This is a genomic window from Peptostreptococcus sp., from assembly GCF_036639115.1.
In the GTDB taxonomy this organism is placed as follows: domain Bacteria; phylum Bacillota; class Clostridia; order Peptostreptococcales; family Peptostreptococcaceae; genus Peptostreptococcus.
This window is the reverse complement of the sequence record NZ_JAVWJH010000004.1, coordinates 115,773-142,535: the sequence shown is the minus strand read 5'-3', so window position 1 is coordinate 142,535 and position 26,763 is coordinate 115,773. Positions and strand designations below refer to the sequence as shown.

Annotated in this window: 20 protein-coding genes and 1 riboswitch; of the genes, 4 read left to right on the top strand and 16 right to left on the bottom strand. The window is 30.1% G+C overall.

Annotated elements, in window-relative coordinates:
• Positions 1-26: 26 nt before the first annotated feature.
• The 7 genes from RR561_RS06385 to RR561_RS06355 all read right to left on the bottom strand — a co-directional run bounded on the left by RR561_RS06385 (position 27) and on the right by RR561_RS06355 (position 11,543).
• Entirely contained in the window at positions 27-1,235 is a 1,209-nt protein-coding gene (locus tag RR561_RS06385; RefSeq protein ID WP_332506720.1) for an FprA family A-type flavoprotein, read from the bottom strand.
• A gap of 537 nt (positions 1,236-1,772) precedes the next feature.
• Entirely contained in the window at positions 1,773-2,771 is a 999-nt protein-coding gene (locus RR561_RS06380) for an ATP-binding cassette domain-containing protein (RefSeq protein WP_332506719.1), read from the bottom strand.
• Positions 2,761-3,468, bottom strand: coding sequence for a GTP-binding protein (locus tag RR561_RS06375; RefSeq protein WP_334309600.1), 708 nt, complete (start codon positions 3,466-3,468; stop codon positions 2,761-2,763). Before RR561_RS06375 ends, RR561_RS06380 begins: the two co-directional genes overlap by 11 nt.
• A gap of 191 nt (positions 3,469-3,659) precedes the next feature.
• Positions 3,660-4,886 (bottom strand): ABC transporter substrate-binding protein, encoded by a 1,227-nt coding sequence (locus RR561_RS06370; RefSeq protein ID WP_332506718.1) that lies wholly within the window; start codon positions 4,884-4,886, stop codon positions 3,660-3,662.
• Between the two features lie 602 nt (positions 4,887-5,488).
• Complete coding sequence (locus RR561_RS06365; protein ID WP_332506717.1) at positions 5,489-7,885, bottom strand: cell wall-binding repeat-containing protein; 2,397 nt, start codon at positions 7,883-7,885, stop codon at positions 5,489-5,491.
• Positions 7,886-7,938: 53 nt separating this feature from the next.
• A complete protein-coding gene (locus RR561_RS06360) occupies positions 7,939-10,755 on the bottom strand; it encodes a hemoblobin-interacting domain-containing protein (RefSeq protein WP_332506716.1) in 2,817 nt (938 codons plus the stop codon).
• A 389-nt stretch (positions 10,756-11,144) separates the two neighbouring features.
• Positions 11,145-11,543, bottom strand: a complete 399-nt coding sequence (locus RR561_RS06355) for a thioesterase family protein (RefSeq protein WP_332506715.1) — start codon at positions 11,541-11,543, stop codon at positions 11,145-11,147.
• Positions 11,544-11,783: 240 nt separating this feature from the next.
• On the opposite strand from RR561_RS06355, the gene dcd reads away from it, so the two are divergent.
• Positions 11,784-12,320, top strand: coding sequence for a dCTP deaminase (gene dcd / locus RR561_RS06350; protein ID WP_332506714.1), 537 nt, complete (start codon positions 11,784-11,786; stop codon positions 12,318-12,320).
• A gap of 197 nt (positions 12,321-12,517) precedes the next feature.
• Here dcd and RR561_RS06345 read toward each other — a convergent pair whose 3' ends face one another.
• From RR561_RS06345 to ribD, 5 genes are all read right to left on the bottom strand, one after another.
• The gene (locus RR561_RS06345) at positions 12,518-13,348 is read right to left on the bottom strand and encodes a deoxyribonuclease IV (protein ID WP_332506713.1); all 831 of its coding nucleotides are present in this window, start codon (positions 13,346-13,348) and stop codon (positions 12,518-12,520) included.
• Between the two features lie 256 nt (positions 13,349-13,604).
• A complete protein-coding gene (ribH, locus tag RR561_RS06340) occupies positions 13,605-14,069 on the bottom strand; it encodes a 6,7-dimethyl-8-ribityllumazine synthase (protein WP_332506712.1) in 465 nt (154 codons plus the stop codon).
• Positions 14,070-14,150: 81 nt separating this feature from the next.
• Positions 14,151-15,362, bottom strand: coding sequence for a bifunctional 3,4-dihydroxy-2-butanone-4-phosphate synthase/GTP cyclohydrolase II (locus RR561_RS06335; protein WP_332506711.1), 1,212 nt, complete (start codon positions 15,360-15,362; stop codon positions 14,151-14,153).
• Positions 15,363-15,414: 52 nt separating this feature from the next.
• A complete protein-coding gene (gene ribE, locus RR561_RS06330) occupies positions 15,415-16,062 on the bottom strand; it encodes a riboflavin synthase (protein ID WP_332506710.1) in 648 nt (215 codons plus the stop codon).
• The gene (ribD, locus tag RR561_RS06325; RefSeq protein ID WP_332506709.1) at positions 16,063-17,193 is read right to left on the bottom strand and encodes a bifunctional diaminohydroxyphosphoribosylaminopyrimidine deaminase/5-amino-6-(5-phosphoribosylamino)uracil reductase RibD; all 1,131 of its coding nucleotides are present in this window, start codon (positions 17,191-17,193) and stop codon (positions 16,063-16,065) included. It abuts the gene before it with no gap.
• A gap of 300 nt (positions 17,194-17,493) precedes the next feature.
• A riboswitch (FMN riboswitch) is annotated at positions 17,494-17,608 on the bottom strand.
• Between the two features lie 564 nt (positions 17,609-18,172).
• On the opposite strand from ribD, the gene tpx reads away from it, so the two are divergent.
• Positions 18,173-18,682 (top strand): thiol peroxidase, encoded by a 510-nt coding sequence (gene tpx / locus RR561_RS06320; RefSeq protein ID WP_332506708.1) that lies wholly within the window; start codon positions 18,173-18,175, stop codon positions 18,680-18,682.
• Positions 18,683-18,839: 157 nt separating this feature from the next.
• On the opposite strand, the gene RR561_RS06315 is transcribed toward tpx, so the two are convergent.
• The 4 genes from RR561_RS06315 to murJ all read right to left on the bottom strand — a co-directional run bounded on the left by RR561_RS06315 (position 18,840) and on the right by murJ (position 24,622).
• Positions 18,840-20,633: a hypothetical protein gene (locus RR561_RS06315; protein WP_332506707.1), complete on the bottom strand. Its 1,794-nt coding sequence runs from the start codon at positions 20,631-20,633 to the stop codon at positions 18,840-18,842.
• Positions 20,634-20,643: 10 nt separating this feature from the next.
• On the bottom strand, positions 20,644-21,438 hold the full coding sequence (locus tag RR561_RS06310; RefSeq protein WP_332506706.1) for an ABC transporter ATP-binding protein: 795 nt from the start codon (positions 21,436-21,438) through the stop codon (positions 20,644-20,646).
• A gap of 169 nt (positions 21,439-21,607) precedes the next feature.
• A complete protein-coding gene (locus RR561_RS06305) occupies positions 21,608-22,795 on the bottom strand; it encodes a 5-formyltetrahydrofolate cyclo-ligase (protein WP_332506705.1) in 1,188 nt (395 codons plus the stop codon).
• 309 nt (positions 22,796-23,104) lie between these two features.
• Positions 23,105-24,622: a murein biosynthesis integral membrane protein MurJ gene (murJ, locus tag RR561_RS06300; protein WP_332506704.1), complete on the bottom strand. Its 1,518-nt coding sequence runs from the start codon at positions 24,620-24,622 to the stop codon at positions 23,105-23,107.
• 218 nt (positions 24,623-24,840) lie between these two features.
• Between murJ and RR561_RS06295 the strand changes: the two genes are divergently transcribed.
• On the top strand, positions 24,841-25,749 hold the full coding sequence (locus tag RR561_RS06295; RefSeq protein ID WP_332506703.1) for a manganese-dependent inorganic pyrophosphatase: 909 nt from the start codon (positions 24,841-24,843) through the stop codon (positions 25,747-25,749).
• Positions 25,750-26,005: 256 nt separating this feature from the next.
• The gene (locus RR561_RS06290) at positions 26,006-26,530 is read left to right on the top strand and encodes a peptidylprolyl isomerase (RefSeq protein ID WP_106777350.1); all 525 of its coding nucleotides are present in this window, start codon (positions 26,006-26,008) and stop codon (positions 26,528-26,530) included.
• The last annotated feature ends 233 nt before the right edge of the window (positions 26,531-26,763 follow it).

The window sequence follows — 26,763 nt, the reverse complement described above, 5'->3', positions numbered from 1 at the left end:
ATTAATATATATTTTAAAGTAAAATATTACTTAGTATCTTTCTTTACCATTTCAGCTATTTCCTTGGCAAGAGCTCTTAGGTTTTCTATATCTTCTTCCTTCATAGCTCCCTTTGTATCTACAATTGTTGGCGCAACTTCAAAAGTACCACCTTCAGAAGCAAACTCAGTCAATTCCTTAACTGCTCCTCCGCTCCATCCATAAGAACCAAATATACCAAGAGCATGATTTTTAATCTTATTCATCTTTAAAGTATACATTAACTGATTCATCATTGGATATACTGAATTATTATATGTACAACTTCCTAGTACCAATCCATTATACTTCCATATATCACTTAATATATATGATGCATTTGTCTTTGATACATCATATACCTTTACGTTTTTTATTCCCTCTTCAGCAATGAATCTTGCAAGATAATCTGCCATCTTCTCTGTATTTCCATACATTGAACCATAAGCTATTATTACGCCTTCTTCATTTATTTGATTTGCCAATCTAATATATTCATCCACTATAAGATCTGGGTTTGTTCTCCATACTATTCCATGAACTGGGCATATAATATTTATATCTAGAGCCTTTACTTTTTCTAAAGATCTAGCCGCTTGCTTTGAATATTTTCCTACTATATTTGAATAATATCTTCTAATATCATCACGGAAGAATTCAAAGTTCATCTCATCATCAAATATTGTACCATTTAGTGAACCATATCCACCAAATATATCCTGAGAGAACAACACCTTGTCAGTAGATTCATAGCTGACCATTGATTCTGGCCAATGAACCATTGGTGTCATAACAAAGTTAAGTTTTCTATTTCCTAGATCCAAGACATCGCCATTCTTTACTTCTATATAGTTATCAATCTCTATATCAAAGTAATCATCCATCATTGCTCTAGCCTTTTTATTAGTTACTATTGTTACATCTGGATATAATTCCATTATTGTTTTTACACAACCTGAGTGATCTGGCTCCATATGGTGTATTACTAAATAATCCAGATCTCTTCCATCAAGAATGTCTTTGACTGTATCTACAAAACCATCCACCTTTGTTATCTTTACTGTGTCTAATAAAGCTGTTTTTTCATCTGTTATTAGATAAGAATTATATGCTATACCATCTGGTAGAGGCCACATATTTTCAAATAAATTTGTCTCTCTATCGTTAACTCCTAAGTAGTATAAATTATCCAAAACTTTTACAGAAACTGTATTCATTTTAAAACTTTCTCCCTTCGTTTACTAATATAATAATCTATTACTATTATCATCTAAATCTAATTATACAATAATTGTAATGGCTTGTCTACAATACTTGCGAGCTATATTTTATAGCTAACTTATAAAAAACTTCTTAATAACTCGCAATTTTTACTATCTAGCTTTGTAATATTTTACAACCTTTATAATATACCCAATTTTATAAATTTCTAATCAGTTTTTATCACTTTTAACCTTTGATATATCTATATATTTATATATATTCATAAAAATATAATATAAAACTTAACTTTTCATTTAAAAAGCAAATCAAAAAAGAGTTGTCATCTAACAACCCTTTTTGAACAAATTCTATATTTAATTCTAAGGAAGAATCTTTTATATGCTTTTATTACTTATTTTACTCTCTTGTACTCTTACTCTCTTACTCTCTTACTCTCTTACTCTCTTACTCTCTTACTCTCTTACTCTCTTACTCTCTATTTTAAATAACACTATCCAACATTTCATATTTTTTAAAAATACTTAAAAATTTTACAGTTTTTCTCCTGATCTTAAAGCTCTTCTCATTTCTTGTATTATTTTATCCATTTTTTCTAACTCTTCTAGCTTATCTTTTTCGTCTTCGCTAGTGTCTAGTATATTAAATATACCACCATTTTTGATTACTATTCTTCTATCTGCAATAAGAGCTAATGTAGGATCATGTGTAGCCATCAGCACTATCTTATCAGATGAAACTAGTAAATCAAGGGCCTTCTTTCTATCAATTCCTGCATTTTCTATCTCATCTATCAATACTATAGGAGATGATGAAAGAATTGCTGTATCAGCTATCATAAGAGCTCTAGACTGCCCACCACTAAGTGCTGTAATCTGAGTATCAATGTTGAACTGTTCCCCTGCTAATTTATTTGCTTCTTTGATTATTTTATCTACTGTTTCATCAATATTTTCAACCATTCTACTCTTTGCATGTAACTCCAAAAAGTCCTTTACAGATAAATCCATTACAAAATTCATATTTTGTGATAGCTGAGCAACCAATTTATTATTAGATGAAAATCTCCATTTTTTATCTGGGCTTTCACCATTTATTAGAACTGTTCTTTTTGTTGGTGTATCATTTTGAGCTGCCCACTCTATATCCGCCAGAAGTCTTGACTTTCCTGAACCAGTAGGCCCAACTATAGCAATCATTTCAGATTTTTTGATTTCTAATACATCAAATCCTTCTTTATTACCTGATTTATCTTGACCAGGAAGAATTGTTAGCGTCTCTACACCTGAAGATTCCTGTATTCCAAGAAATTCCTTCATCTGCTTGATATATTCATCAAAATCAATTACTAACTTATTTAAGTCAAGAGCCATATCTTCTATTTCTTCATCTGTAAAATGCTTTAAAAATTCTATAAATGTTTTATCTTTAAATCCTTCTGTATCTAGATTATTTTCTTCAAAGAAAGACTCTGCAAAAGGATATTTTTTTATTATTTCTTCAATACTCAATCTATCTAGATTATTTTCCATCTTTTTTGTCCTCCAAATCCATTTTTCTAACATTTCCCATCTGATATTGTTCTCCAATTCTAGTTTCACCTAGGCAATATGAACAAAGAGCAGATGGCATAGGAAATCTCAACTTCATTCCTTTTACTGTGTTTATCTCTTTCTTCTCATCCAATAGTAGAGTGCTCAATTCATACGCACCCTGCCCTGTCAATCCATTTATGTGCATTGTTGTCGCTGTTGGATTTACTGAGTTTACCTTTGATTCAAATACTTCTCTTTCAGCCTGAGATACTATATCTCCCTTTGTTATTACCACTATATCTGCTGACCTTAACATAGGTCCAATCTTCTTAGGAGTATTGATACCTGATAGATTATCTATTACACATATACCCTTAATTTCTTTGATATATGGCGAACATCTATTGCAAAGACCTGCCGATTCTGTAATTAAAAGATCAAGATTTTTTTCTACTCCCCACTGTACTACCTCTTCTATATTTGATACAAAGAAGTGGTCAGGGCAAAGCGATCCTGATAGTCCCTTTCTCACTGGAATTCCTGCCTTTTCATACAAAACATCGTCATCAGTATACAGACAATCAAACTTTACAACACCTACATTTATATTCTGGCTTTTTAAAGCATCTATTGTTTTCATTATTACACTAGTCTTCCCTGAAGATGGAGGACCTGAAAATACTACTAAATTCATATTAATTCTCCTTTTAAAATACCTTTTTACTCTCAATCTATCCCAACAAAGCTTTTCTATATCATCTCTATCAAAGCTTCTCCATATCATCTCTATCAAAGCTTCTCCATATCATCTCTATCAAAACTTCTCTATATCATTTCTGTCAAAACTTCTCTATAATATATATTAAACTCACTTCACATTTTTATTTATTTTATTATCTCTTCATTGAACTTAGCTTCTAACTCTTTTAAAAGTGCTCCTATATCTGTTTTTTCAATAAAGTCCCATCCAACCCATTTAAACTTTTGATCTTCTTTCAATCCATTATCTACTTCTTTGTTAGTAGAAGGGAACTTACCATTTGCGGAAAATATCTCACCAATTTCTTTTGACATGAAGAAATCTATTATTGGTTGTATTTTTTCTTTTTTCTCTTTCTTTGCTATCATAAATATAGGGCTGATTACTGCTCCATCTTCTGGCCAAACTGCTACTTGATTCTCGCCGCTTAACATCTGTGTAAAGAAGTAAGGTATAATACTTACGGCTGGATTCGTAGATTTTGTCTTTCCTTTTGCCTTAACCATCTGAGCTGGATGAAGATTTTTCATATATGACCTTGCCAATTTTGATATTCCATCCATACCATATTCTTTGTACAAGCTGACAACTAAAGCATTAAATAAATCCAAATCTCCCATGGGAACTGCTACTGAATCTTCAAACTCTTCGCTAAGTATATCTTCCCACTTAGTAGGCATTTTTCTCCCATTTAATTCATCCTTATTCACCAAAAATACTGCAGGAACTACACCGGTTATCAGATACTTTTTATGAGGATCTCTCAAATCAATATAGTCATTGCAAAAATCAGAATTTATTTCATCTGTAGAAGCCTCAAACACATCTTTATCTAAAAACTGTCCCATTAATTCTTTGTCGAAAAACAAATCAAAGCCTGCTGACATCAATACATCTGGTATCTGATTTACATCCCCTGTTTTTACTTGATCCTTGATCCAGTCTAGTCCCATATTTGCTGACTTTAGCTCATAATCTATACTATAGTCTAATTTCTTTTGATTTTCTTCAAGCCAAGACTCAAAGCCTTCTAATAGCGGTATTCTTATTGGGCAAGGAAGAACTCCTTCAATATTTACATCTGCATTTTCTTTTTTGACTTTGCCTACCAAAGCTTTATCTACACTATCTGTTTCTCCTTCCAAAAATGATACTAATCTCTCTTCAAACAAATCAACATTCATTTTCTTTAGCTTCAACGCCATAGATAGACTAACATTTTTTGACATTTTCTCAAACATCCCTCTATCTTCAAACTGTTCAAAGCCATTTGATATCAAAAAATCTATGGCTTTTGGATTTTTCTCTACTATATTATATATCTTATCATTTACTGAAAAATACTTATTCATATCTTTAATTACCTCCCTAGTAATCTGAACTCTTAATTTTATACTTTATCAACTCATCAATTTTGATTTCTATTTTTTATAATTTTTAACTTATTCAAGTATCTTTAATTCTTAATTTCGGATAAATATTTTATGGATATTTAAATTCTAGCTTTCTAAAAAGCACTTTAAATATTTCTTATTTATCCTATACCCTATTTATACAGGATTTTGCAGATTCTTTCAGTTGCAATTGCAACATATTAGATTTTTTTATATAAATCCTATTTTTATAGATATTTATTTTCTATATTCCACATTATTTTATATATCTGTACTTTATATATTGCACATCATTTTTTATCTGCATGTTTTATTTGTATCATTTATCAATATCTTTTAAGCTACATATTTTTTAACCTGCATATTTTTTGTATTATTTATAAATATCTTTTAGCTTGCATATTATAGATTTTTACTTAAATAATTGTAAAAATATTTTCTTAATTTATATATCTCTGCTATTAAATACTATAAAAAAAGAAGTCGGACCTATAAAATCCAACTTCTTTATACAAATTACTATATTTTTCTTATTATTTATTGCTACAACTTTTATTTATCTACTTAACTACTTTTAATGTTGCTCCAAAACCTCCTATTGAATACTTTATATTCACATCTGGCCACTTTTGTTTATTTGCTTTATCAACTATTGAAATAGTGATAATATCGCCATCTTCAAATCCATTAAAAGAAAAACTACCATCGTTTACATTTCTAATATAATAAGACTTTTCTTTTGAGTATAGATTTTCTGTTTTACTAATATTTATATCTTTTTCATTTAGCTTAAAGTTTGCTTTTTGCTCATGTAAAAGTTTAAACCATTCCACAGTACTCTTATTAGAAGTATTTATACTCAAACTAGAAGATAAAAATGGTGGATTTTTTATTTCAACTTGAGTATTTAATAAAATTTCACCTTCTTCTTTATCCTCTTTATCCGTAGACTTACCTGAATCATCCTTTCCAGTGCTATCCTTATCTTTATCTGAAGTTTTGTCAGTACCTTCCTTATTGATATCTATACCTTCTTTGTCAGTGTCCTTACTTTCTTTGTCATCGTTTTTGTTTTTATTTTCATCGTCGTTTTTATTTTTGTTTTCATCATCGTTTTTTTCTTTATTGCTATCTTCAGTATTTCCACTGTCTATAGATTTGTCTATTTTAAGAGCGTATAGGCTATCATTAAAGCTTGAAGTTACATATAGATTAACACTTGGCCAACCCTTAACGGAAAGTTTTACCTTATCTCCTATCTTCAAACCATTTACTCTTATTCCAAAATTGTATGATCCTGGATCTTGAACATAGTAGCCTTCAGAAGTATTTTTATCCGCTTTATTAATTTCTCTTTGATTAGATGTCACCTTTACTTCATCACTATTTCCAGTATATAGCTTTTTATACCATTCCAAGGTATTTTTATCCATACTATTAATAGTTATTGAATTCATTGACATCATCTCTTCTTTTAATATTGGACTAGTTTTTTCGGATTCAGTTTCACCTGAATCATCTTTTTCCTCCTTATCTAGCTCTTCATTTGTGTTGTCATCTACTACTTTGCCTTGACCCTCTTTTCCATCTTTGTCCTTACCGTCTTCTGGATTTTTTTCTTTGTCTTCATTTTCTATAGGATTTTCAGCATCTTTTGAATCTTTTTCAAATACAGCCTCTATATATATACTTCTTTCTTCTCCATCTTCAATTGATAGTAAATCCTTACTTGCTTTTAGTTCTTTTATTTCTTCAAGGCTTTTTATTTCTTCTTTTCCTCTAATCTTCCAGCCTTTTAAATTGTAGCCTTTTGGACTAATATTTTCCAGAAAACTAGTTGATGATTCCATTTCTTTTACTAGTGTTTCCAGTTTATCTCCTTCCTTGAGTGCTATGGCTACCTCTTCTTCCACCAATCCATCCTTATCAAAATCAATTGCTAATTTCGCATAAATTCTATTATCTTTTTCTAATTCATCATTTTCTGAGCTTGAAGATGATGAAGATCCTGAAGATGAGGAGCCTCCTGTAGAACTGTCCACTGAAGAATTAGTTTTATTAATGTTTTTTATTTCTTCAACTAGTTTTTGACTTATAGAAGATTTACCTCCGACCACAACAACTTTTTTTGCTTTTTTTATAATTTCTTTTGTTCCCTTTGTAAGGCTATCTCCATCGCTGAGCAATATTGGTGCGTTTAACTGATGCGACAAGGGTGTAGCAGATAATGCATCTGCAAAGTTTTTACCTGATGCCAATATTATCGTGTCGAAATTCTTATATTCAGCTGCTATTTTTTCTGCAGTTTCATATCTATTATCTCCTGCTATTCTCTTTCCAAAAGTTTTTGATATAGATTTTTCTCCTCCAAATGTATATATAGGGTTAAATCCATCTTTAATCTCATTTTTATTGTTTAGCAATAAAAGCGGCATATTCTTTTGTGACAAAAATGCTCCTGAAGAAAGAGCATCTGCAAATAAATTTCCTGTTGCTACACCTATATCCTTTGAATTCATTTTCTGAGCCAATAATTCTGAGCTTTCATATCTATCTTTACCAGCTACTCTACTTGAATTTATAGTTTTTTCTATTATGTTTGAGATTTCATCAGAAACACTATTTTTGCCACCTACAATTGTAGCAGACTCTATATCCAAAAGCTTTATATCACTTCTTACTCTGTCTTTTGCAGATGTAAGTATTATAGATGCTCTTTCCTTGGATGCTACTGGCCCAACAGAAAGTGCGTCCCAAGGATTATCTCCACTTACAAAATATGCCTTCTTTCTATTTAATTTCTTGGCAATTTCAATAGAAGTTTCAACTCTATTCTCTCCAGAGATTCTCTCTACATCAATCTTAGAATCCTCTGCACTAACACTATTTTGTCCAACTCCCCCACTAACTATTGCCCCTGCCATCACTATACTTACCACTTTTTTAAAGCTACTCATATAAATCTCCCTTCAAGAAAATATTTTCTATTCTCTAATATATTTCATATAATTTATTTTACAAAGTATTTGTAAGTTTCAAATCCTCTTGAGTATATTGTTACAGTATCACCCTTTTTAGGTTTCTTGAAAAATGTCAACATATAATTATCTCCATAACCACCTATCATAGCACCTGTAGACCCAAGACTTATCTTCATTCCATTAATTTCAACCTTTTCTATTTTTCTCACAAAGTTTGAATAATCTCCAAAACTTCCATCATTAAGTAATCTTCCACTTTCTAGATCGATTGCCATACCAGGAAATTTAGTCTGCATTTTTGCTTCATCAAAATCAGCCTCTTCTGGTATAAAGTAACTGTTCTTATCATCTATATCTTCATTATCTTTTGTAGAATCACTTGATGGTTTTTCTGTACTTGAATTCGATTTTACTAATATGTCTCTTTCATACTTGTCAAAATTCTTTGAATCTATTTCTACCCTCATATTTCCAACTCTATCGAATACATTGCCCTTGATTATTAGATTACTGTTTGAATAATCCAATATAAAATCTTTGTCCTTTAGCAAAGTTTTTCCATCTATCTTGATGTAGTTCAAGTTGTTTGTCCATGGAGCCATAGGAATAACGATATTCTTTCTCAATTCAACCATATCAAATTCCTCATACACCTTATCTGGTAGATCACTTTTACTTTTTCTCTCATCTTCTGTAAATATATTGTCCATTGTATATATAGGCTTTCCTATTCCATTTCCAAGGGCATATTTCATTTGGTAATATCCGTTTTTTGTAGTAACTATTTCAGGACTATTAAAATACTCTCCAAATGTTTTATAAGTTGAGTTATTTACTCTATTGTTTTGAACAAATGTCAAATATCTATCCCAAACCACTTTTCTATAAGGATTTGATTTTAATAAAGCCATTTCTTTTGAAGTACCTTCCCATGCATCAAGTAGACTACTAGCTTCATCATTTTGATATCCAAGCTTTTCTAATATACTTGCATTTGCCACCATATCAAAATCAAAAATTAACTTGCAACCCATATTAACACTTCCGCCTGAAGAAGAATCTCCACCTACCGATGGTTTTGATGTTCCTCCTCCTGTTGCCTTCGATATAACGTTTACCTTGGCTGCAGATTTTAGACCTGTATTTGAAGATTTCTTATTGATAGTTAATTTTAATATATCTTTTTTTATATTCTCTTTGTCAGAATTTATTTTATCCTTACTTGCCAACAGTTTATTTTCATCTTTAGGATTTGATTTTTCTTTCTCAGATTGCATTTCTATGTATTTTTCAGTATTTTTATCAGATTTTATATTCTTTCTTCCCTCATTTAATGTGAATTTAAAACTACTATCATGGTATCCTTCATATTTTATAGTCAGATTATTGATGCCTTTTTTTAGATACTTCACACCATCATTTTTAATCCTGAAAGATTCTCCTACTACATGCCAAGGATTTCCACTTTCATTTTCTAGTACATTAGGATCCTTAGACTTTGCATACCCATAATCTTCTCCATCATTTATTACTCTATTTCTCTTCAGTTCCTTGCCATTTAGGTATACTGATTCGATTCCTGTAGATTGTTGGAATGTATAGTCAAATCCTTTTAAATTAAATAGTGTGCTCTTGCCTGTTAGGTACTCGCCATTATCAGCAGTTAGAATTACTTCTGGTGCAGGCATTTTATATTTTATTATCTTTTCTTTTGGGGCAAGTCCTCTAAATATCAGTTTTATTTTATGACTGCCCTTCTTTTGTAAAACATTTGATTTTGCAAAAGATATTTTTACTTCTCCTACATTATTTTTCGAATTTTTAGAAATCATTAGTTCTACTTCTTGTAAGTTATCTTCATAAACCTTTACAATAGAGCTTAATCTCATAAATTCATCTTTCTCTTTTTCATCATTTAAATTATATTTTATTACTATATCTTCTCCGTATTCATAGTCACTGTCCAACATTACTTCTGCTGGATTGGTTGGATATAGAGATGAACCATCCACATCTTTGACATAATTTATCTTATTTACAAGACTTTCACTAGATCCTTTTAGATCCATCTCAATTTTATGCTCTCCCATCTTTTGGATAGCCTTATTTTTATCGAATTTAATTAATAGAATTCCTTTACTGAAATCTGATTGTCCGTCTTTTTTTATTTTCTTTGAATAGTCTAGCTTTATAGATGATTTTTTGTCATCAATTTTTTTAACACTTCTTATATTTTTATAATAATTTCTTTCTTGCTGATTTGATAGATCGTATTCAAATACTATATCTTCTCCATACTTTATTACTTTCACGCTCTCTTTGGAACTATTTGGCGTGGGAGAAGTCTCCACATCCACATCATTTTTTTTCGAAATTTCGGCATCAAAAGTGCTGCTAGAAGGATACATTATTTCTACACCGTTAGCATCTTTTTTTGCATTATGAAAGTCCCAAATCGCCATACTTGCGTGACCAATTACGACATCTGGTGATACTCTACTTTTGCTTGATGTTTGATAAGGAAAAATTTTATAAATATTACCTATTTCCTTCGTGATATTACTTCCATCTTCAAATTCAACTTTTAACGAACTATGTTTACCATCGAATTCTCTTTTGATAATTTTACCTCCATTGTCTACTGATGTAAAATCACTCAGTTTTCCATCCAAAAATACTTTGTTAGGCTTTGATTTCATACTTGTAAGATCTAGTACTAAGTATGATGATGTATCTGCTACCGTCACAATTCTAGCATCTAAAGCATTCCCCTGTTCAGCAAATGATGCTGGAATCATCGCCAGTACGATGGTTAAAGCCATAAAAAAACTCAAAACTTTCTTCATGTTTATTCCCCCTATTATTTTTTTAATTAATTATTATTTGGTTTCTCAAAGCATTAAATAATAATTATCATTTACATTCTACCATATATGATAACCGTTATCAATAACTATTTGATAAATATTCTCTAAATCTTTCCAAAACTTTTAAAATAAATCTTCACCAAACAATTTTAATACATAAAAACTTTTTTCTGCATTTTACTTTCAAATAATTTTATAAAACAAAGCAATAAAAATAAAAAAGATCGCGAAATTAATCGCGACCCCTCTTTTATTTCTAGATTTTTATATTTTATTTTTGAACTTCACCTTTTGTTTGTAGATTTTATCTTTGTTCCTGAACTTCGTCTTTTATTTCTAGATTTTGCCTTTTATTTCTGAACTTAATTTTATTTTTTTGAGTTCTCTATCTTTTTATTGACATTTTCAAGAAATTTTTCATTGTCAACTATAAATCTCTCATGCTTACCTTCTCCAATTTGCTCTATCTCATCAAAACACTTGACTTCAAAAGATAGTCTAGATCTATCAATTTCCACAAGCTCGCACTCACAAATTACTTCCATTCCTAAAGGAGTGGCAGCCTTATGATTTGTAGATATAGAAATACCCACTGTTCCCTTTCCTGCTTCTAATTGACCATCTACACAATTTTTACAAGTTCTTTCCATCAAGGCTATCATAGATGGAGTTGCAAATACTTCTAATCCGCCACTTCCAACATGTGCTGCAGTGCTTTCTCTATCAACTACCATTTTTTCCGTATGTTTCATTCCAACTTTTAACATAGTACCCTCCTATTTTTTTTATTTTATAATATAAGTTTATCATCAAAAATATAGTCTTGCAAAGTATTTTAATTATATCCCATCTAACTTTTGATGTGAATTGTTCTATTATTATTTATAGAGATGCTTATATGTGGTATAATAGTACAAAGATATAGCAATTTCAAGGGTTAAAGATTTTCTTTAGCCTAATTATTGAGATAAAATAAACTATAAATAACATTAAATAGAGGTGCAAAAATGATTTTATCTGGTAAAGAAATATTAAAAAATGTCGAAGCTGGCAACATAACTATTGAACCATTCGACAAAAGCAAGGTAAACCCAAACAGCTACAACCTATCTCTGAGCAATGAGTTAATGGTCTATGAAAACAATGAGTTGGATATGAAAATTCCCAATCCTGCCAAAAAGATTACTATTCCAGAAGAAGGCCTTTTACTTGAACCGAATAAGCTATACCTTGGCAGAACAAATGAATTTACAAAAACAGAAAAATTTGTTCCTATGTTAGAAGGTAGATCTTCTACTGGAAGACTTGGACTATTCATACATGTTACAGCTGGATTTGGCGATATAGGATTTGCAGGCTATTGGACTCTTGAAATATTCTGTGTACAACCTATAAGAATATATCCAAACACTGAAATTTGTCAAATTTATTACCATGACATACATGGCGATTACGATTTATACTCTAGTGGAAAATACCAGAACAATGAAGGTATCCAACCATCATTAATGTATAAAGATTTTGAAAAACAAAAGGATAAATAAGATCACTTATAATAAAAAAAGACAGCAAAATTGCTGTCTTTTTTATTTGTTTTCAATTCTAAATTGTGATTTTTTATAAATATATCATAATTTAATTCTCTCTACTTTATAAATCCAAGTTTTTATCTAATAATATATTTTTTTATTATTAACTCACATTAAGAGAGTGTTTTTATACTATTAAATATCATTATCAGCTAAATTTCCATAGATCTTAAAAGTTTGATTTCTTTCTGGTATCCTTCAAAATCATTCGGTGTCTCCAAAATCATAGGAAGTGTCTTTAAATACGGTTGATTTATAATATTTTTGAATGCATCTAGTCCTAAATGGCCTTCACCTATTTTTTCATGCCTATCTTTTTTAGAACCCATTGGATTTTTACTGTCATTAATATGAAGAGCCTTTAAGTAATCTAAACCTATCACTCTATCAAATTCTTCTAACACACCTTCAAGATTATTTGCAACATCATATCCACCATCACTTATATGGCAAGTATCCAAGCAAACTCCTATTTTACTCTTTAGATGTACTTTATCTATTATAGCTTTTATCTCCTCAAAGTTTCTTCCTACTTCTGTTCCCTTTCCGGCCATAGTTTCTAGAAGAACAGTTGTAGTCATTCCTTCAAATAAAGTCTCATTTAATACTCCTGCTATCAATTCGACGGCTTTTTCACTTCCCTGCTTTACATGACTTCCTGGATGAAAATTATAGTAATTTCCAGGCAATAGTTCTAGTCTTTCTATATCTTCTTTCATTGTAATAAATGCAAACTCTCTTGTCTTTTCAGTTGCACTAGCAGCGTTAAGAGTATACGGTGCATGAGCTACTAGTTTTCCAAATTTATGCTCTTTTATGTACTTATTAAATAGATCCATATCCTTTAAATCCAAATCTTTCGCCTTACCACCTCTTGGATTTCTGGTAAAAAACGCAAAGGTATTGGCTCCCATTGCAGATGCTTCTTTTGCCATGGCTAAATAACCATGTGTAACAGATAAATGTGCTCCTAAATATAACATCTTATCCTCCTTTAAAAATACTCGCCCGTTTATACAAATATAGTAATTATATTCATACCCAATTATACCATATCCATAACAAAATAAAAGAGAAGCAGCGCTTCTCTTTTGTTTTTAATTCCTTACATTCATCTGAATTTATAGTTAATTTTTCTTATTTTTGCAAGTCTACCCGTCAAAATTAGATTTATGAAATTTTATTATACTGCTAATTAGATTTATGACTTAAAAAATAAAATAATAATATTTATTTTTCTTATAAGTCTATCTCTAACAAATTTATCATTTCTATTGCAGCAACAGCAACATCAAAGCCCTTATTTCCTGCCTTAGTTCCAGCTCTTTCTATAGCTTGTTCTATATTTTCTGTTGTCAATACACCAAACATTACTGGAATACCAGTGTCTAGAGATATATGGGCAAGACCCTTTGATACCTCACTACAAACATAATCATAGTGACTCGTACTTCCTCTTATCACTGTTCCCAAACATATTACTGCATCATATTTTCCACTTTTTGCCATTTTCGAAGCCATTATAGGTATTTCAAATGCGCCTGGAACCCAAGCCAAATCTATGTTATCATCATCTACATTATGTCTTTTCAATGCATCTAAAGACCCCGATAATAGCTTGGATACTATAAACTCATTAAAACGTCCTGCTACTATAGCTATTTTTGCATCTTTTGCTACTAATTTTCCTTCATATATATTCATATTTTCCCCCTCAATTTTCATTGTTTTATATATCTTCTTCAACAATAATATTTATAAATTTATTAAAATATCTATAGCCTATTAAAGTACTTCCTTTAGGTCCAAAATGTGTCCCATTTTTTCTTTTTTAGTTTTCAAATATTTTTCATCATATTCATTTACATTAATTTCTATCGGAAGTCTTTCAACTATTTTCATTCCATAATCTTCAAGCTGATAAACCTTGTCTGGATTATTTGTAAGAAGCTTTATTGTTTTAATTCCAAGATCTTGAAGTATTTGTGCTCCTATGTAATACTCCCTCATATCTGCTTCAAATCCCAATGCCAGATTTGCCTCCATCGTATCCATTCCTTCCTCTTGAAGCACATAAGTTTTCAATTTATTTATTAGGCCAATTCCGCGACCTTCTTGTCTCATATAAAGAATTACTCCTCTTCCCTCTTCATCTATTTGCTTCATAGCACTATGTAACTGATCTCCACAATCACACCTTAAAGACCCAAATACATCCCCAGTAAGACACTCTGAATGTACCCTACAAAGTATATCTTCACCACTTTCTATGTCTCCCTTTACCAAAGCTATATGATGTTCACCATTTAATATATTTGTGTATCCATATGCCTTAAATACTCCAAATTTCGTAGGTATATTAGCCATAACTTCTTTATTGACCAATTTTTCTGTCTTTTTTCTATAATTTTGAAGTTGTTTTATTGTAGTAAATTTTATATCCCATTTTTGAGCTAACTCTATAAGTTCAGTCTTTCTCATCATGCTACCGTCTTCTTTCATTATCTCACAGCAAAGTCCAACTTCCTTTAATCCTGCTATTTTCAAAAGATCTACTGTTGCCTCGGTATGACCATTTCTTTCTAGTACTCCATTATCCTTTGACTTTAGTGGAAACATATGACCTGGTCTTCTAAAATCTTCTGCTCTAACACCATCTTTTATACATTCTCTAGCAGTAATTCCTCTTTCTACTGCTGATATGCCAGTCGTTGTATCTATGTGATCTATTGATACTGTAAATGCTGTTTCATGGTTGTCAGTATTTTGTGTTACCATCTGATCTAATTTTAAGTCCTTACAATATTTTTTGCTCATAGGCATACATATTAAGCCCTTACCATGTACTGCCATGAAGTTTACATTTTCTGTTGTTGCAAACTCTGCTGCACAAATGAAATCACCTTCATTTTCTCTGTCTTCATCATCAGTTACCAAAACTATTTTCCCCTTGCGTAAATCCTCTACTACTTCTTCAATTGTGTTAAACTTAAACATAGTTTTCTCCATCCCCTTTAATTTTATAATTTATTTTTTTATAATTTCTACCTTAAAATCCGTTTTCTAGCAAAAATTCCATTGTAAGGTCTTTTTTAGTATCATCTTCATCTTCAAAATTCATCAATCTTTCAACATATTTTCCTATACAATCGTTTTCAAGGTTGACTATATCTCCTATTTTTTTCATTTTTAAAATCGTCTCTTTTTGAGTATGTGGTATTATTGAAACATCAAAACTGCTTTCTGATAGCCTTGCTACTGTTAAGCTTATACCGTCAATTGCAATTGATCCCTTTTCAATTATGTACTTTATTATTCTTTTTTCTGTAGATATTGCATACCAGATGGCATTGTCATCTTTTTTTATATCAATAATTTCTCCAGTTCCATCTATATGACCTGACACTATATGACCACCAAATCTACCATTAAGCAACATAGCTCTTTCAAGATTCACTTTTGAACCATTCTTTAGGCTAGCCAAAGATGACTTTTTTAGAGTTTCATGCATTACATCTACAGTAAACTCTCCACTTGAAAAGTTTGTGACTGTAAGGCATACCCCATTAACAGCTATGCTATCTCCTATACTTACATCTTCTAATACCTTTTTTGCAGCGATAGTTAAAACTGCTGAATTTTTACCATTTTGTATATTTTTTATGCTGGCTATTTCTTCTACTATACCTGTAAACAATTACTCGACCTCACCTTCTATAAGCACATCTTCTCCCAAAAATTTCACAGTTTTCTTTCTCATTCTGAATGCCTGACTAGGGCTATCTATACCAAGCCCTGAAATTGGTGACTTTGCATTTTCTCCTCCGAATAGTTTTGGAGCAATATAAACCTGCACTTTATTTACTATATTACTTTCTAGAGCAGACCAATTAAGTGTAGACCCCCCCTCCAAAAAAACACTATCAATTTTTAATTCTCCTAATTTTTTCATTAAGTCTTTTAAATCAATTCTTTCATCCATTTTTTTTACTTTTACTATTTTACATTTTTTTTCTATGTATCTTTCTAACTTTTTATTATCTTCTTCACAAGTCGCAATTATAGTTTCATTATCTTTTGCGGTATTTATAATTCTTGAATTCAATGGTGTTCTAAGTTTACTGTCACAAATAATTCTTACGGGGTTTTTTAATTGATGTTTTAAATCATCGATATCTATATGATTTTCTATCTCTTCAATTCTACAATTTAACATTGGATCGTCTTTTATTACAGTATTAACACCAACCATTATAGCTGAGTATTTATGTCTATCTAGATGAACATTTGCTCTTGATTCACTACCACTAATCCACTTAGATTTGCCTGTCCTACTAGCTATCTTTCCATCTATAGTCATAGCATACTTCATTACAAGATATGGGGTCTTTGTCTTTATATAATGAAAAAACACCTCATTCACTTTGTCACACTCTTCTTTCAATACTCCTTCTACAACCTCTATGCCTTCTTTTCTCAATATCTCAATTCCTTTTCCAGAAGCTAGAGGATTCGGATCTGAGGAGGCTATTACTAACCTTTTTATTTTGCTATTTATTATTGCTTCCGTACATGGAGCCGTCTTTCCATAGTGACAGCATGGTTCTAAACTTACATACATAGTTGCCCCTTCTGGATCTTGAGTACAGCTTGCTAGTGCCTCTCTCTCAGCATGTGGGTATCCATATTTTTTGTGATAACCTCTTCCTATTATTTTCTTGTCTTTTACTATTACAGCACCTACCATTGGATTTGGATTGACCCATCCAAGCCCTTTTTTTGCCAATTTTATTGCTTCTTTCATATACAAACAATCTGTTTCTCCCACAATCTTCACCTTCTCCCTATATTTTTAGGACTTTTTACAAAATAAAAAGCCCTAAAGAAATCTCTTCAAGGCTTAATTGTTTTTGGCATATTATTAATCTTTTAAAAATTTATTATTTATTGTAATTATCATGCCTTTAATATTAGTACAGACTAATATTAAGCTAATAAGTGTCACCAAGAAATTAATCTTAAAAGTAAAAACTTATTTAGCTCTAAAAATAAACGAAATAATATAAAAATCCTGAAACGAAAAAATCATTTCAGGATAAATGTACAATAAATAATGCATAGACTTATGCACGTTCTTCTTTCATCCAGACTATACTGTCGGCCCTGGAATCTCACCAGATCTGCAATTGCTGCTCGCGGGCTTTACCGCCGGTGGGGATTTACACCCCGCCCTGAAGATATATCTTATTTAATTACTTCGAGTTTAGCATATTGTTCAAAGCTTGTCAATATTTTCCACAAATTAGATCTACTATTTATAATATTACATAAAAAGCAGTTACTATATTCAACAAATCGCATTCAAGTTCGTAATTTTTTTACTTCTATCACTATAATAAAAAAAATTATTTTTATAATTACTAACACTTTTATTTTTTATAAAATCGAGGTCTTTATTTTCATCTATATTTTTAATATTTTTTTATAAAAAAGCACAAACTCTTCCTATAATTATCTCTTTTTTTAAAGTTTTTAAAATCTCATAATATTATTTATGGTCTTTTTATTAAAATTAATAAATCATATTTTGATTTTGCTTTCTTTTTATTTGAATTTCTTCAATTTTCTAACTATATCAACGAAGTTTTATTTTCGTGAATATTTATTCATTCCATGGGTATTATAACAATATAAGGCAAGAAACATAAACAGATTTAGAAATCATGCGACTTTCTTGTTAAAGTTTTTAAATATAGTATAACTTTAAGACGAATTATATATTTAGTTAAAATTAGGAGGAAATAAATATGGAAAAGAGATCAGTAACAACTTTTGGAGGAAATCCTGTAACATTATTAGGTAAGGAAATTAAGGTTGGAGATAAGGCTCCAGACTTTACATGCGTAAAGGGTGACTTAAGTCCATTTAATCTTAAGGATGTTGATGGAAAAGTTAAACTAATAAGTGTAGTCCCTTCAATTGATACACCAGTTTGTGAACTTCAGACTGTAAGGTTTAATCAAGAAGCTGGTAAGTTTGATAATGCAGCCGTTATCACTATAAGCTGTGACCTTCCATTCGCTCAAGCTAGATTCTGTGGAGCAAAAGGCATAGACAATGCAATAGTGGTATCAGACTATAATGGTCATTCATTTGGTCTTGGATATGGGTTCTTGATGGACGAATTTAAACTTCTTAACAGAGGTATAGTTGTAATCGATAAGGATAATATTGTTAGATATGTAGAGTATGTATCTGAAAATACTAACCATCCTGATTATGATAAGGCTTTGGCAGCAGCTAAGGAACTTCTATAATAATAGAGCTTACTTAAAATTTTTATATAGAGAGGATATTGTGTAGTTATACCTTCTTTCGCAATATCCTCTTTTTATGTCCAAATATATATTTTTATTATCTTAAAATCTATAAAGTAACTATTGAAATTCAATAGTTACTTTATTTTCATTATTTTTATAGCTTGCTCAAATAATTTTTCGTTCTCAAAAAACAGATAATTGATAATATTAATATAAAAGCAACCATTATTCCACTCGCTATATTTTCCAATCCAAAAGCACCTATTCCCATAAAAACTGCCACTCCAAATATAACTAGCATCATGCTTAAGAAAAATATCAACATCATCCATCCTCTACTTATTCTAGAATAAAGTTCTGATACATTTTGCCACCCGGTCATTATATGTTTATGATCAAATATCATCCACTGAGACCCTATGGCGAAAGATAAAAGTAACATGGATAGTATCCCTATAATTGAAGCTAATATACCCACTTTAAAAAATATAAAGCCCACTATTAATAGCAATGTTGGAAAAATTGCTGTTATTCCAACTGAAAACACTAGCTTAAGTAGAAAATATTTTCTTTCACTAATCGGCAAACTTTTTATGTAATTATAATTTTCTCCATCTAGAGAAATCATTATTGCAGGTAATCCTGTACTGTATACACTACTTAGTATCCCTATCGCTATTGATATTGCAATAGAAAAAAGCAATTTATTTGAATAAATGAAATCAGAACCTCCATACTTTAATATATTCACCATATTTGGAACTAGTACAAGTACTGGCATCATTACAGTTAATAATATAGATTGAGAAATTACCGTCGAATCATTTATCAAAGATAAATTATACTTAAACATTGTTTTTATAAAACTATTTTTTTCTACTTTCTCACCCTTAGATAGAGTAATATCACCTATAGAGCTTATTGTTTCAACATTATTCACAGATTTATCAACATCTTTAGAATTTTTTATACGATTTTGATGCATATCAATTTCTGAAAATTCATTTCTGTCCACAAGTGCTGCTTTATTATCCCCATTATCTGAATATACTTCACTTTGTATATTTCTAATTTTATTTTTTTCAGATTTTGGTCTATTCGTCTGAAGCTTTCTAACATATGAATAAAAATTCTTCTTCATATTGGATACAGATAATTTATATAAAATTGCTACTATAATAAAAGTTATTATGATCAGTAATATATGCATAGTATATCCTGACATCATTTTTGTAAGAGGTCCATAGACTATTTCTTTGTCAAACACCGTCTTTTCTGCCAGTCTATTTGAAAATTGTTGTATTATAAGTATAAAGCCTACATTCAAAATCATTGTTACCACAGTAATAGCAGTGATTATTCTAGTTTTAAATTTCGTTAAAACAGCAGTTTTAGATAATCCATTCATTACCAAAGTATTTAATACTATAATTATTCCCCACAAAAGTAAAAAATCCACTAAAGCAAACAATATTGCTAATATAATAGGATATCCAATTCTTATTAGGTACAATGTTATTATTGAAACCATCGGTATAGCAAGCTGCATAGTTGCAAGTGATACCACTGCCATTTTAGCATTAAAAACTGTACTTTGATCTATAGGAAGTACCATGTATCCTTCTATATCTTTGCTCTCGTAAAATACATTAAAAAAGTATGTAAATGTTTGAAAGATATTCATGACTATAAATAACAATATACTGTAATCGACTATGTATGGAAACATGCTATAATCTATTGGCATAAATATTAAACTATAAATCAAAAGCATCATTACACTTCCAAAAACATAGGATTTGATACCCAGATCCCTATATATTTTGTCTGGATCTAGCCTATATTTATCTTTTTTCCACATCTTTGATGTGACAGTAGGATTGGCATATAGTAGATTTATTTTAAATATCTCTTTAAACATATCATCCAACTTAAATGTTTTTTTCATATTATATCACCTACTTATTTAAATTATTTTTCATAATATTTTCTTCAATATCGATATCTTCCAAGCCACTATAGCTTATGTTTGAGTTTTCTGGACTAACCAGGCTAAGATATATTTTTTCCAAACTCTCACCTGGGTGCATATCCTTAAGATCTTGCATTGTTCCCACAAATAATAGTTTTCCCTTGCTTAAAATTGCAATTCTATCACAAATTTGTTCTGCTACTTCAAGAACATGAGTTGAGAATAAAACTGTATTTCCATCCTCCGCATGTTTTTTCATCAATTCTTTTAAGTTATATGCAGATTGTGGATCAAGCCCAGTCATAGGTTCATCTAGTATCCATATTTTGGGATTGGATAAAAGTGCTGCTATTATGAATGCCTTTTGTCTCATTCCGTGTGAAAATTCTTCTATTGTTTTGTTATAATTATCCTCCATTGCAAATACTGAACAAAGATAATCAAGTCTTTTTTCTCTAATACTAGCTTCTATTCCATATGCATCTGCTACAAATTTCCAGAAATTAATAGCTGGTAGCTTTAAAAACATATCTGGTGAATCAGATACATATCCTATTTTCTTCTTTATTTCTAATCTTTCTTCTTCTAAGTTCATTCCATCTACAAATATATTCCCACTTGTAGGTTCAATTATACTTACTAAAGATTTAATCGTAGTCGATTTACCCGCTCCATTATGTCCAATAAGACCAAATATTTCTCCATCTCTTATTTCAAGATTAAGGTTATCAAGAGCTTTTTTATCACCATATTCCTTTGTCAGATTTTCTATTTTAATCATATATACTCCTTTTGATATTTTTTCCAAGTTCAATAATATTTTAAATCAAGTTTATTTTTACCTATAACGTGTTTTTTATAATGTCTTTTTATAATGTCTTTTTATAATGTCTTTTTATAATGTCTTTTTATAATGTCTCTTATCTTCAAACTTTATTTTTATCACTTATTTATTTATAAAACTTTTCTTCTGTAATAATTTTCTTTATTTTAATATCATGCTCTCCGACAAATACTTTCTCTGCTATTTGTTTTTCTCTGATCAAAAGCAATTTTTCTGCCTTCGTGGATTCTAGAAATCTATCATAATACCCCTTTCCAAATCCAAGTCTATTTCCTTCTCGATCAACTGTACAACATGGAACAACTATCAAGTCAAAGTCATGCTTACTAATTTCTTTTGAGTTACTTGAATCTGGCTCCAAAATATCATATTTTCCAGGTCTTAAATCGTCAAGAGATTCTATTTTATACGCCTTCATAAGTTTTTCATCCACACAATAGGGAACTGCCAGTATTTTTCCATCAAGCAAGGCTTTTTCTATAAATATTGATGTATTTATTTCTGATCCTCTTCCCACATAACAAAAGATTTTTTCAGATTTTTTATATTCTTGACTTTCTAAAAGTTTTTCTACAATTTTTTCATCTGAAGAAAGCATATAGTCTTCCTCTAGTTCTTTTGATAGTTCTAACATTTTTTTTCTTAGATTTTGTTTTTCATTTCTTAGATTTCTTTCTTCGCTTTCCCTTTGAGAGAATTCACATCCACAATAATCCTGTCTATACATTCCATATTTTTTAGTTATTTCACATGATCTTTTATAGCCATTATTTTTCTTGAAATCTGATGGCAAATGTGGTATTTCATATTCTTCAGCAATTTTTTCTCCTATTTTATTTAATACTTGAGAATTTTTATGAGGGCTGATAGATAATGTAGTAGTAAAGTAGTCAAATCCATTTTCTTTTCCTGTCTTAGCAGCTTCCCTAAGTCTCATATCATAGCATTTATAGCATCTTTTACCACCTTCTGGCATATCTTCTAATCCTTTCACCATTTCATAAAATCTTTCTACATCGTATTTTCCTTCAATCATATGAATGGGATTTTTTGATTTTGTTAAATCAATAATTCTTTTTTGTTCCTCTACTCTATAGAAATATTCTTCTGATGGATATATGTTTGGATTATAATAAAATATAGTTACCTCAAAATACTCAGACAAATACTCTAAACAATAACTGCTACAAGGTCCACAGCAACTATGAAGAAGTAGAGTTGGGGTTTTATTCTCATCTATATTTTTTATTAATTTTTCTAGTTCTTTTTGATAATTTATTTTAATATTATTCACTAAAATACTCACCTCATTTATATATTTTTATATCTTTTATTATTACAGCTATTGCTATACTTAGCTTACTAGGAATACACTAATCGCTCTAATTCTTTCCATAAAAAATATACCATAGCTTTTGTTTTTTTACTATGGTATATTCTTATTATTTTTATATTAAATTAATTATCTTTCTTTTTTAACTTGTTTTTATCTAGATAGCCCTGTTCTAACTAAGCAGTAATTACACTTTGTACTTACAAGAAATACATTTTATATTCAACCACCTTATTAGTTTAAGTTTATATTCTTTTTATAGCTTTGTCTTTAAGCTTTCTTTTTCACCCTAGAAAGTGCACTTTTAATTACCCCTCTAGAATCTGAAATATCGAAAAATGTTATCATAGAGAAATAAATTATCACTCCAAAAGTAGCTGAAATTGCAAGACTCTTGAAAACACTCAAATATATGTTCAATTCATTATATAAAAGCCTAGATAAAACTATCATAAGAATAGATATAGCCATTATTTTGGCAAAATTTTTGATGAATTCTTTTGTATTTAGCCTTCCAATCTTTTTTCTTAATTGATATGTCAATGTAAGACAACCTATTATTGATGCTGTTGATGTTCCCAAAGCAATACCTTTTAGACCAATCTTTTGAGAGAATGCTATACTCAAAACAGCATTTAAAACAACCATTACCATTCCATTTTTTACAGGTGTTTTCGAATCTCCTATACAATAGAAGGTTCTAGATACGATTTCTCTCAATGAAGCTCCAAATATCGTCAAACTATAAAGCATTAAACACTGACTTACGGCAATAGTATCCGCATGGGAGAATTTTCCTCCTTCATAGATTACATGTACTATTGGCTCTGCAAATACAATGAAAGCTGCTATTACAGGAACACAAAAAACATAATTTATTTGAGCATACTTAAATACATTTTTTTTAAGCCCATCCATATCGCCACTTATGGCACACTTGCTGATTACAGGATATGCGACTGTTACTATAGAAGTCAAAACAATATATACCAAAGCATTTATTCTATCGGCATAATTGAGAACTGCTACTCCACCTTCGATTGCTCTTGAAGCCAAAGTTTTATCAACAAATATATTTATTTGATCAACTGCTACTCCCAGCATCAAGGGAATAGCTAATATAAGAATATATCTTATATTAGGATCTTTTAAATCAATTTTCCATTTATGTTTATAGCCCGTCTTTTTCAAGGCTGGTATCAAGACAAGATTTTGAAATATTGTCGCTACCAGTATTCCGACTGCAATCATATATTCATTCGTATATACACTGATAACAGTAAATATTATCAATATAATATTTTGGAGAGCCAATCTTGCTGATGGAAGTATATAGCTATCATGAATATTCAAATAACCCGTAAATATTGCAGCAATAGAGTTAAAGGCTGATCCTAAAAGCACTATTCTAACAAATTTAATTGCCATTATTTGCTTTTCTCCAGTAAATCCTGAAGCCATTGCAAACACTAATGGCCTTGCAAATATAATTCCTATAATACACAATAGAACACTGAATATCATAACTACATTTGCAACGTTTGCGGTAAAGTCATTGGCAGCTCTTTCACCTTTATCCTCAACTACTCTATTATAACTTGGAATAAAACTAGTGTTTAAACTGTTAAATAGAAATGCGAATAGAACTGTTGGAACTGCAAGAGCAATAACTACTACTTCTGCAACTGCCGAAGTACCATAATAGTTAGACATCAACATTTCTCTGATAAATCCAAATATCCTAGAAATTATTGATACCAACATCAAAATAATCGCTGTAGATTTCATATATATATTAATCTAGTACCAAAGGTACTTTCCTTCCTGAAAATTTGTATAGCAAAATCCATTCTTACTATATTATAATTTAGAGCTTAATTCAGTCTTAATCTATAATTTTTCTCATTGTTTTCAAATTAAACTTTAAAGACGGTTTTTTTTTGGTATAATATTAATGTAAGGAATTAAGAAAATTATTTTTATATATATTGAAAGGGGTAATAAATATGAGTTTATTAGTATTCGGTCATAAGAGTCCTGATACAGATTCAATCTGTTCATGTATTGCTATGACAAATTTAAAGAAATCTTTAGGAGTGGATGCAACTGCATGCTGTCTAGGAGAACTAAGAAAGGAAGCTGAGTTTGTATTAGACTATTTCAAGGTTGAAGCACCAAAGAGAATAAATTCTGTAAAAGAAGGTGATCAGTGTTGCCTTGTTGACCATAATGAATTTGGTCAAAGTGTAGATGGATTAGAAAATGCTACAATAGTAGAAATAGTAGATCATCATAAGCTAGGTGGTATTACTACTTCTTCACCACTTAGTATGACTCTAAGACCTGTAGGTTGTACAAATACAATTCTTTATTCAATGTATAAAGAAAATAACATCGAAATACCAAAGAAGATTGCTGGTTTAATGCTTTCTGCAATTTTATCTGACACATTGATATTTAGATCACCTACAACTACAGATGAAGATATCGCTGCTGGAAAGGCTCTTGCTGAAATAGCTGGCGTTGATTATGAAAAATATGGAATGGAAATGTTTAAGGCTGGTACATCTTTAGACGGATATTCTGTTGAAGATATTGTAAAGATGGACTTCAAGTCATTTGATATGGGTGGCAAGAAAGTTGGTATCGGACAGGTAATGACTCTAGATATTGATGCTGTTATGGACAAAAAAGATGAATTCCTAAACTATATTAACTCTACTGAATTTGATATGCTTTATTTAGCAGTAACTGACATTATAAAGGAAGGTTCTTATTTAATTTATAAGTCACCAGATGAGATAATTTCAAAAGCCTTTGATGTCGATGCTAATCAAGGTGTATTTGTAGAAGGTCTAGTTTCAAGAAAGAAACAAATCGTACCAAATCTTACACCAGAAGTAGAAAAATTCTAATCCGTTCTAAGTATTAGATAGCTTCTTTACAAAGGAATATTTTTCAAATAAAAGCTATATTTAAATTTTGTTTTGTATAAACGCCTCTTTTATAACTAATAAAAGCTTGATTTTATACTTAAAAACATACATTTATTAATTCGGTTTTTATACATTTATTATGAGAAATAATTCAAAAATAAATATTCTTATTTTGCTGCTTTTGACTTGTTTTCAAGCACTAAAATTTTAATATAGTAAACTTTAGGAGGAAAAAATGGAAATTAATAACCCAATAGTAACAATAGAAATGGAAAATGGCGATATAATGAAGGCTGAGCTTTACCCTCATATTGCACCAAATACAGTAAGAAACTTTATTGATTTAATTAATCATAATTTTTATGATGGATTAATCTTTCATAGAGTTATAAAAGGATTTATGATTCAAGGTGGTTGCCCTGATGGAACAGGTATGGGCGGACCTGGATATACTATAGCTGGTGAATTTAGCGGTAATGGATTTACAAACAATCTAAAGCATGACAGAGGGGTATTATCAATGGCTAGAGCTATGAGCCCAAACTCTGCTGGATCACAATTTTTCATTATGCATAAGAACTCTCCACATCTAGATGCACAGTATGCTAGCTTTGGTAGAATAATAGAAGGATTAGAGGTTGTAGATGCCATTGCAGAATCAAAAACTGGATTTGGTGATAAGCCTAAAAAGGAACAAAAAATCAAATCTATGACAGTAGATACTCAGGGTATTAATTACGAAGAACCTGAAAAAATGTAATCTTTTTAAAATTAAATATGTTTAACATATTTAATAAAAAAACGAGAAAATTCTCGTTTTTTTTTATGATTTTTTTTAAAAAAGACCTTTAAATTCATACATCTATTTACAGAAATTACAGAATTGTTCTTTTCTTTTTTTTGCTTTATTGTTATAATATAATTATTATTATATTTAAAGTTATTTTAAATTATTCTTACATTAATTATATAATTTATGCTATTTTTTTATAT

Coding starts and splice junctions, on each gene's coding strand:
- RR561_RS06385 (WP_332506720.1), bottom strand. CDS start 1,235: ATGAATACAGTTTCTGTAAAAGTTTTGGATAATTTATACTACTTAGGA.
- RR561_RS06380 (WP_332506719.1), bottom strand. CDS start 2,771: ATGGAAAATAATCTAGATAGATTGAGTATTGAAGAAATAATAAAAAAA.
- RR561_RS06375 (WP_334309600.1), bottom strand. CDS start 3,468: ATGAATTTAGTAGTATTTTCAGGTCCTCCATCTTCAGGGAAGACTAGT.
- RR561_RS06370 (WP_332506718.1), bottom strand. CDS start 4,886: ATGAATAAGTATTTTTCAGTAAATGATAAGATATATAATATAGTAGAG.
- RR561_RS06365 (WP_332506717.1), bottom strand. CDS start 7,885: ATGAGTAGCTTTAAAAAAGTGGTAAGTATAGTGATGGCAGGGGCAATA.
- RR561_RS06360 (WP_332506716.1), bottom strand. CDS start 10,755: ATGAAGAAAGTTTTGAGTTTTTTTATGGCTTTAACCATCGTACTGGCG.
- RR561_RS06355 (WP_332506715.1), bottom strand. CDS start 11,543: ATGTTAAAAGTTGGAATGAAACATACGGAAAAAATGGTAGTTGATAGA.
- dcd (WP_332506714.1), top strand. CDS start 11,784: ATGATTTTATCTGGTAAAGAAATATTAAAAAATGTCGAAGCTGGCAAC.
- RR561_RS06345 (WP_332506713.1), bottom strand. CDS start 13,348: ATGTTATATTTAGGAGCACATTTATCTGTTACACATGGTTATTTAGCC.
- ribH (WP_332506712.1), bottom strand. CDS start 14,069: ATGAATATATATGAAGGAAAATTAGTAGCAAAAGATGCAAAAATAGCT.
- RR561_RS06335 (WP_332506711.1), bottom strand. CDS start 15,362: ATGTTTAAGTTTAACACAATTGAAGAAGTAGTAGAGGATTTACGCAAG.
- tpx (WP_332506708.1), top strand. CDS start 18,173: ATGGAAAAGAGATCAGTAACAACTTTTGGAGGAAATCCTGTAACATTA.
- RR561_RS06315 (WP_332506707.1), bottom strand. CDS start 20,633: ATGAAAAAAACATTTAAGTTGGATGATATGTTTAAAGAGATATTTAAA.
- RR561_RS06310 (WP_332506706.1), bottom strand. CDS start 21,438: ATGATTAAAATAGAAAATCTGACAAAGGAATATGGTGATAAAAAAGCT.
- murJ (WP_332506704.1), bottom strand. CDS start 24,622: ATGAAATCTACAGCGATTATTTTGATGTTGGTATCAATAATTTCTAGG.
- RR561_RS06295 (WP_332506703.1), top strand. CDS start 24,841: ATGAGTTTATTAGTATTCGGTCATAAGAGTCCTGATACAGATTCAATC.
- RR561_RS06290 (WP_106777350.1), top strand. CDS start 26,006: ATGGAAATTAATAACCCAATAGTAACAATAGAAATGGAAAATGGCGAT.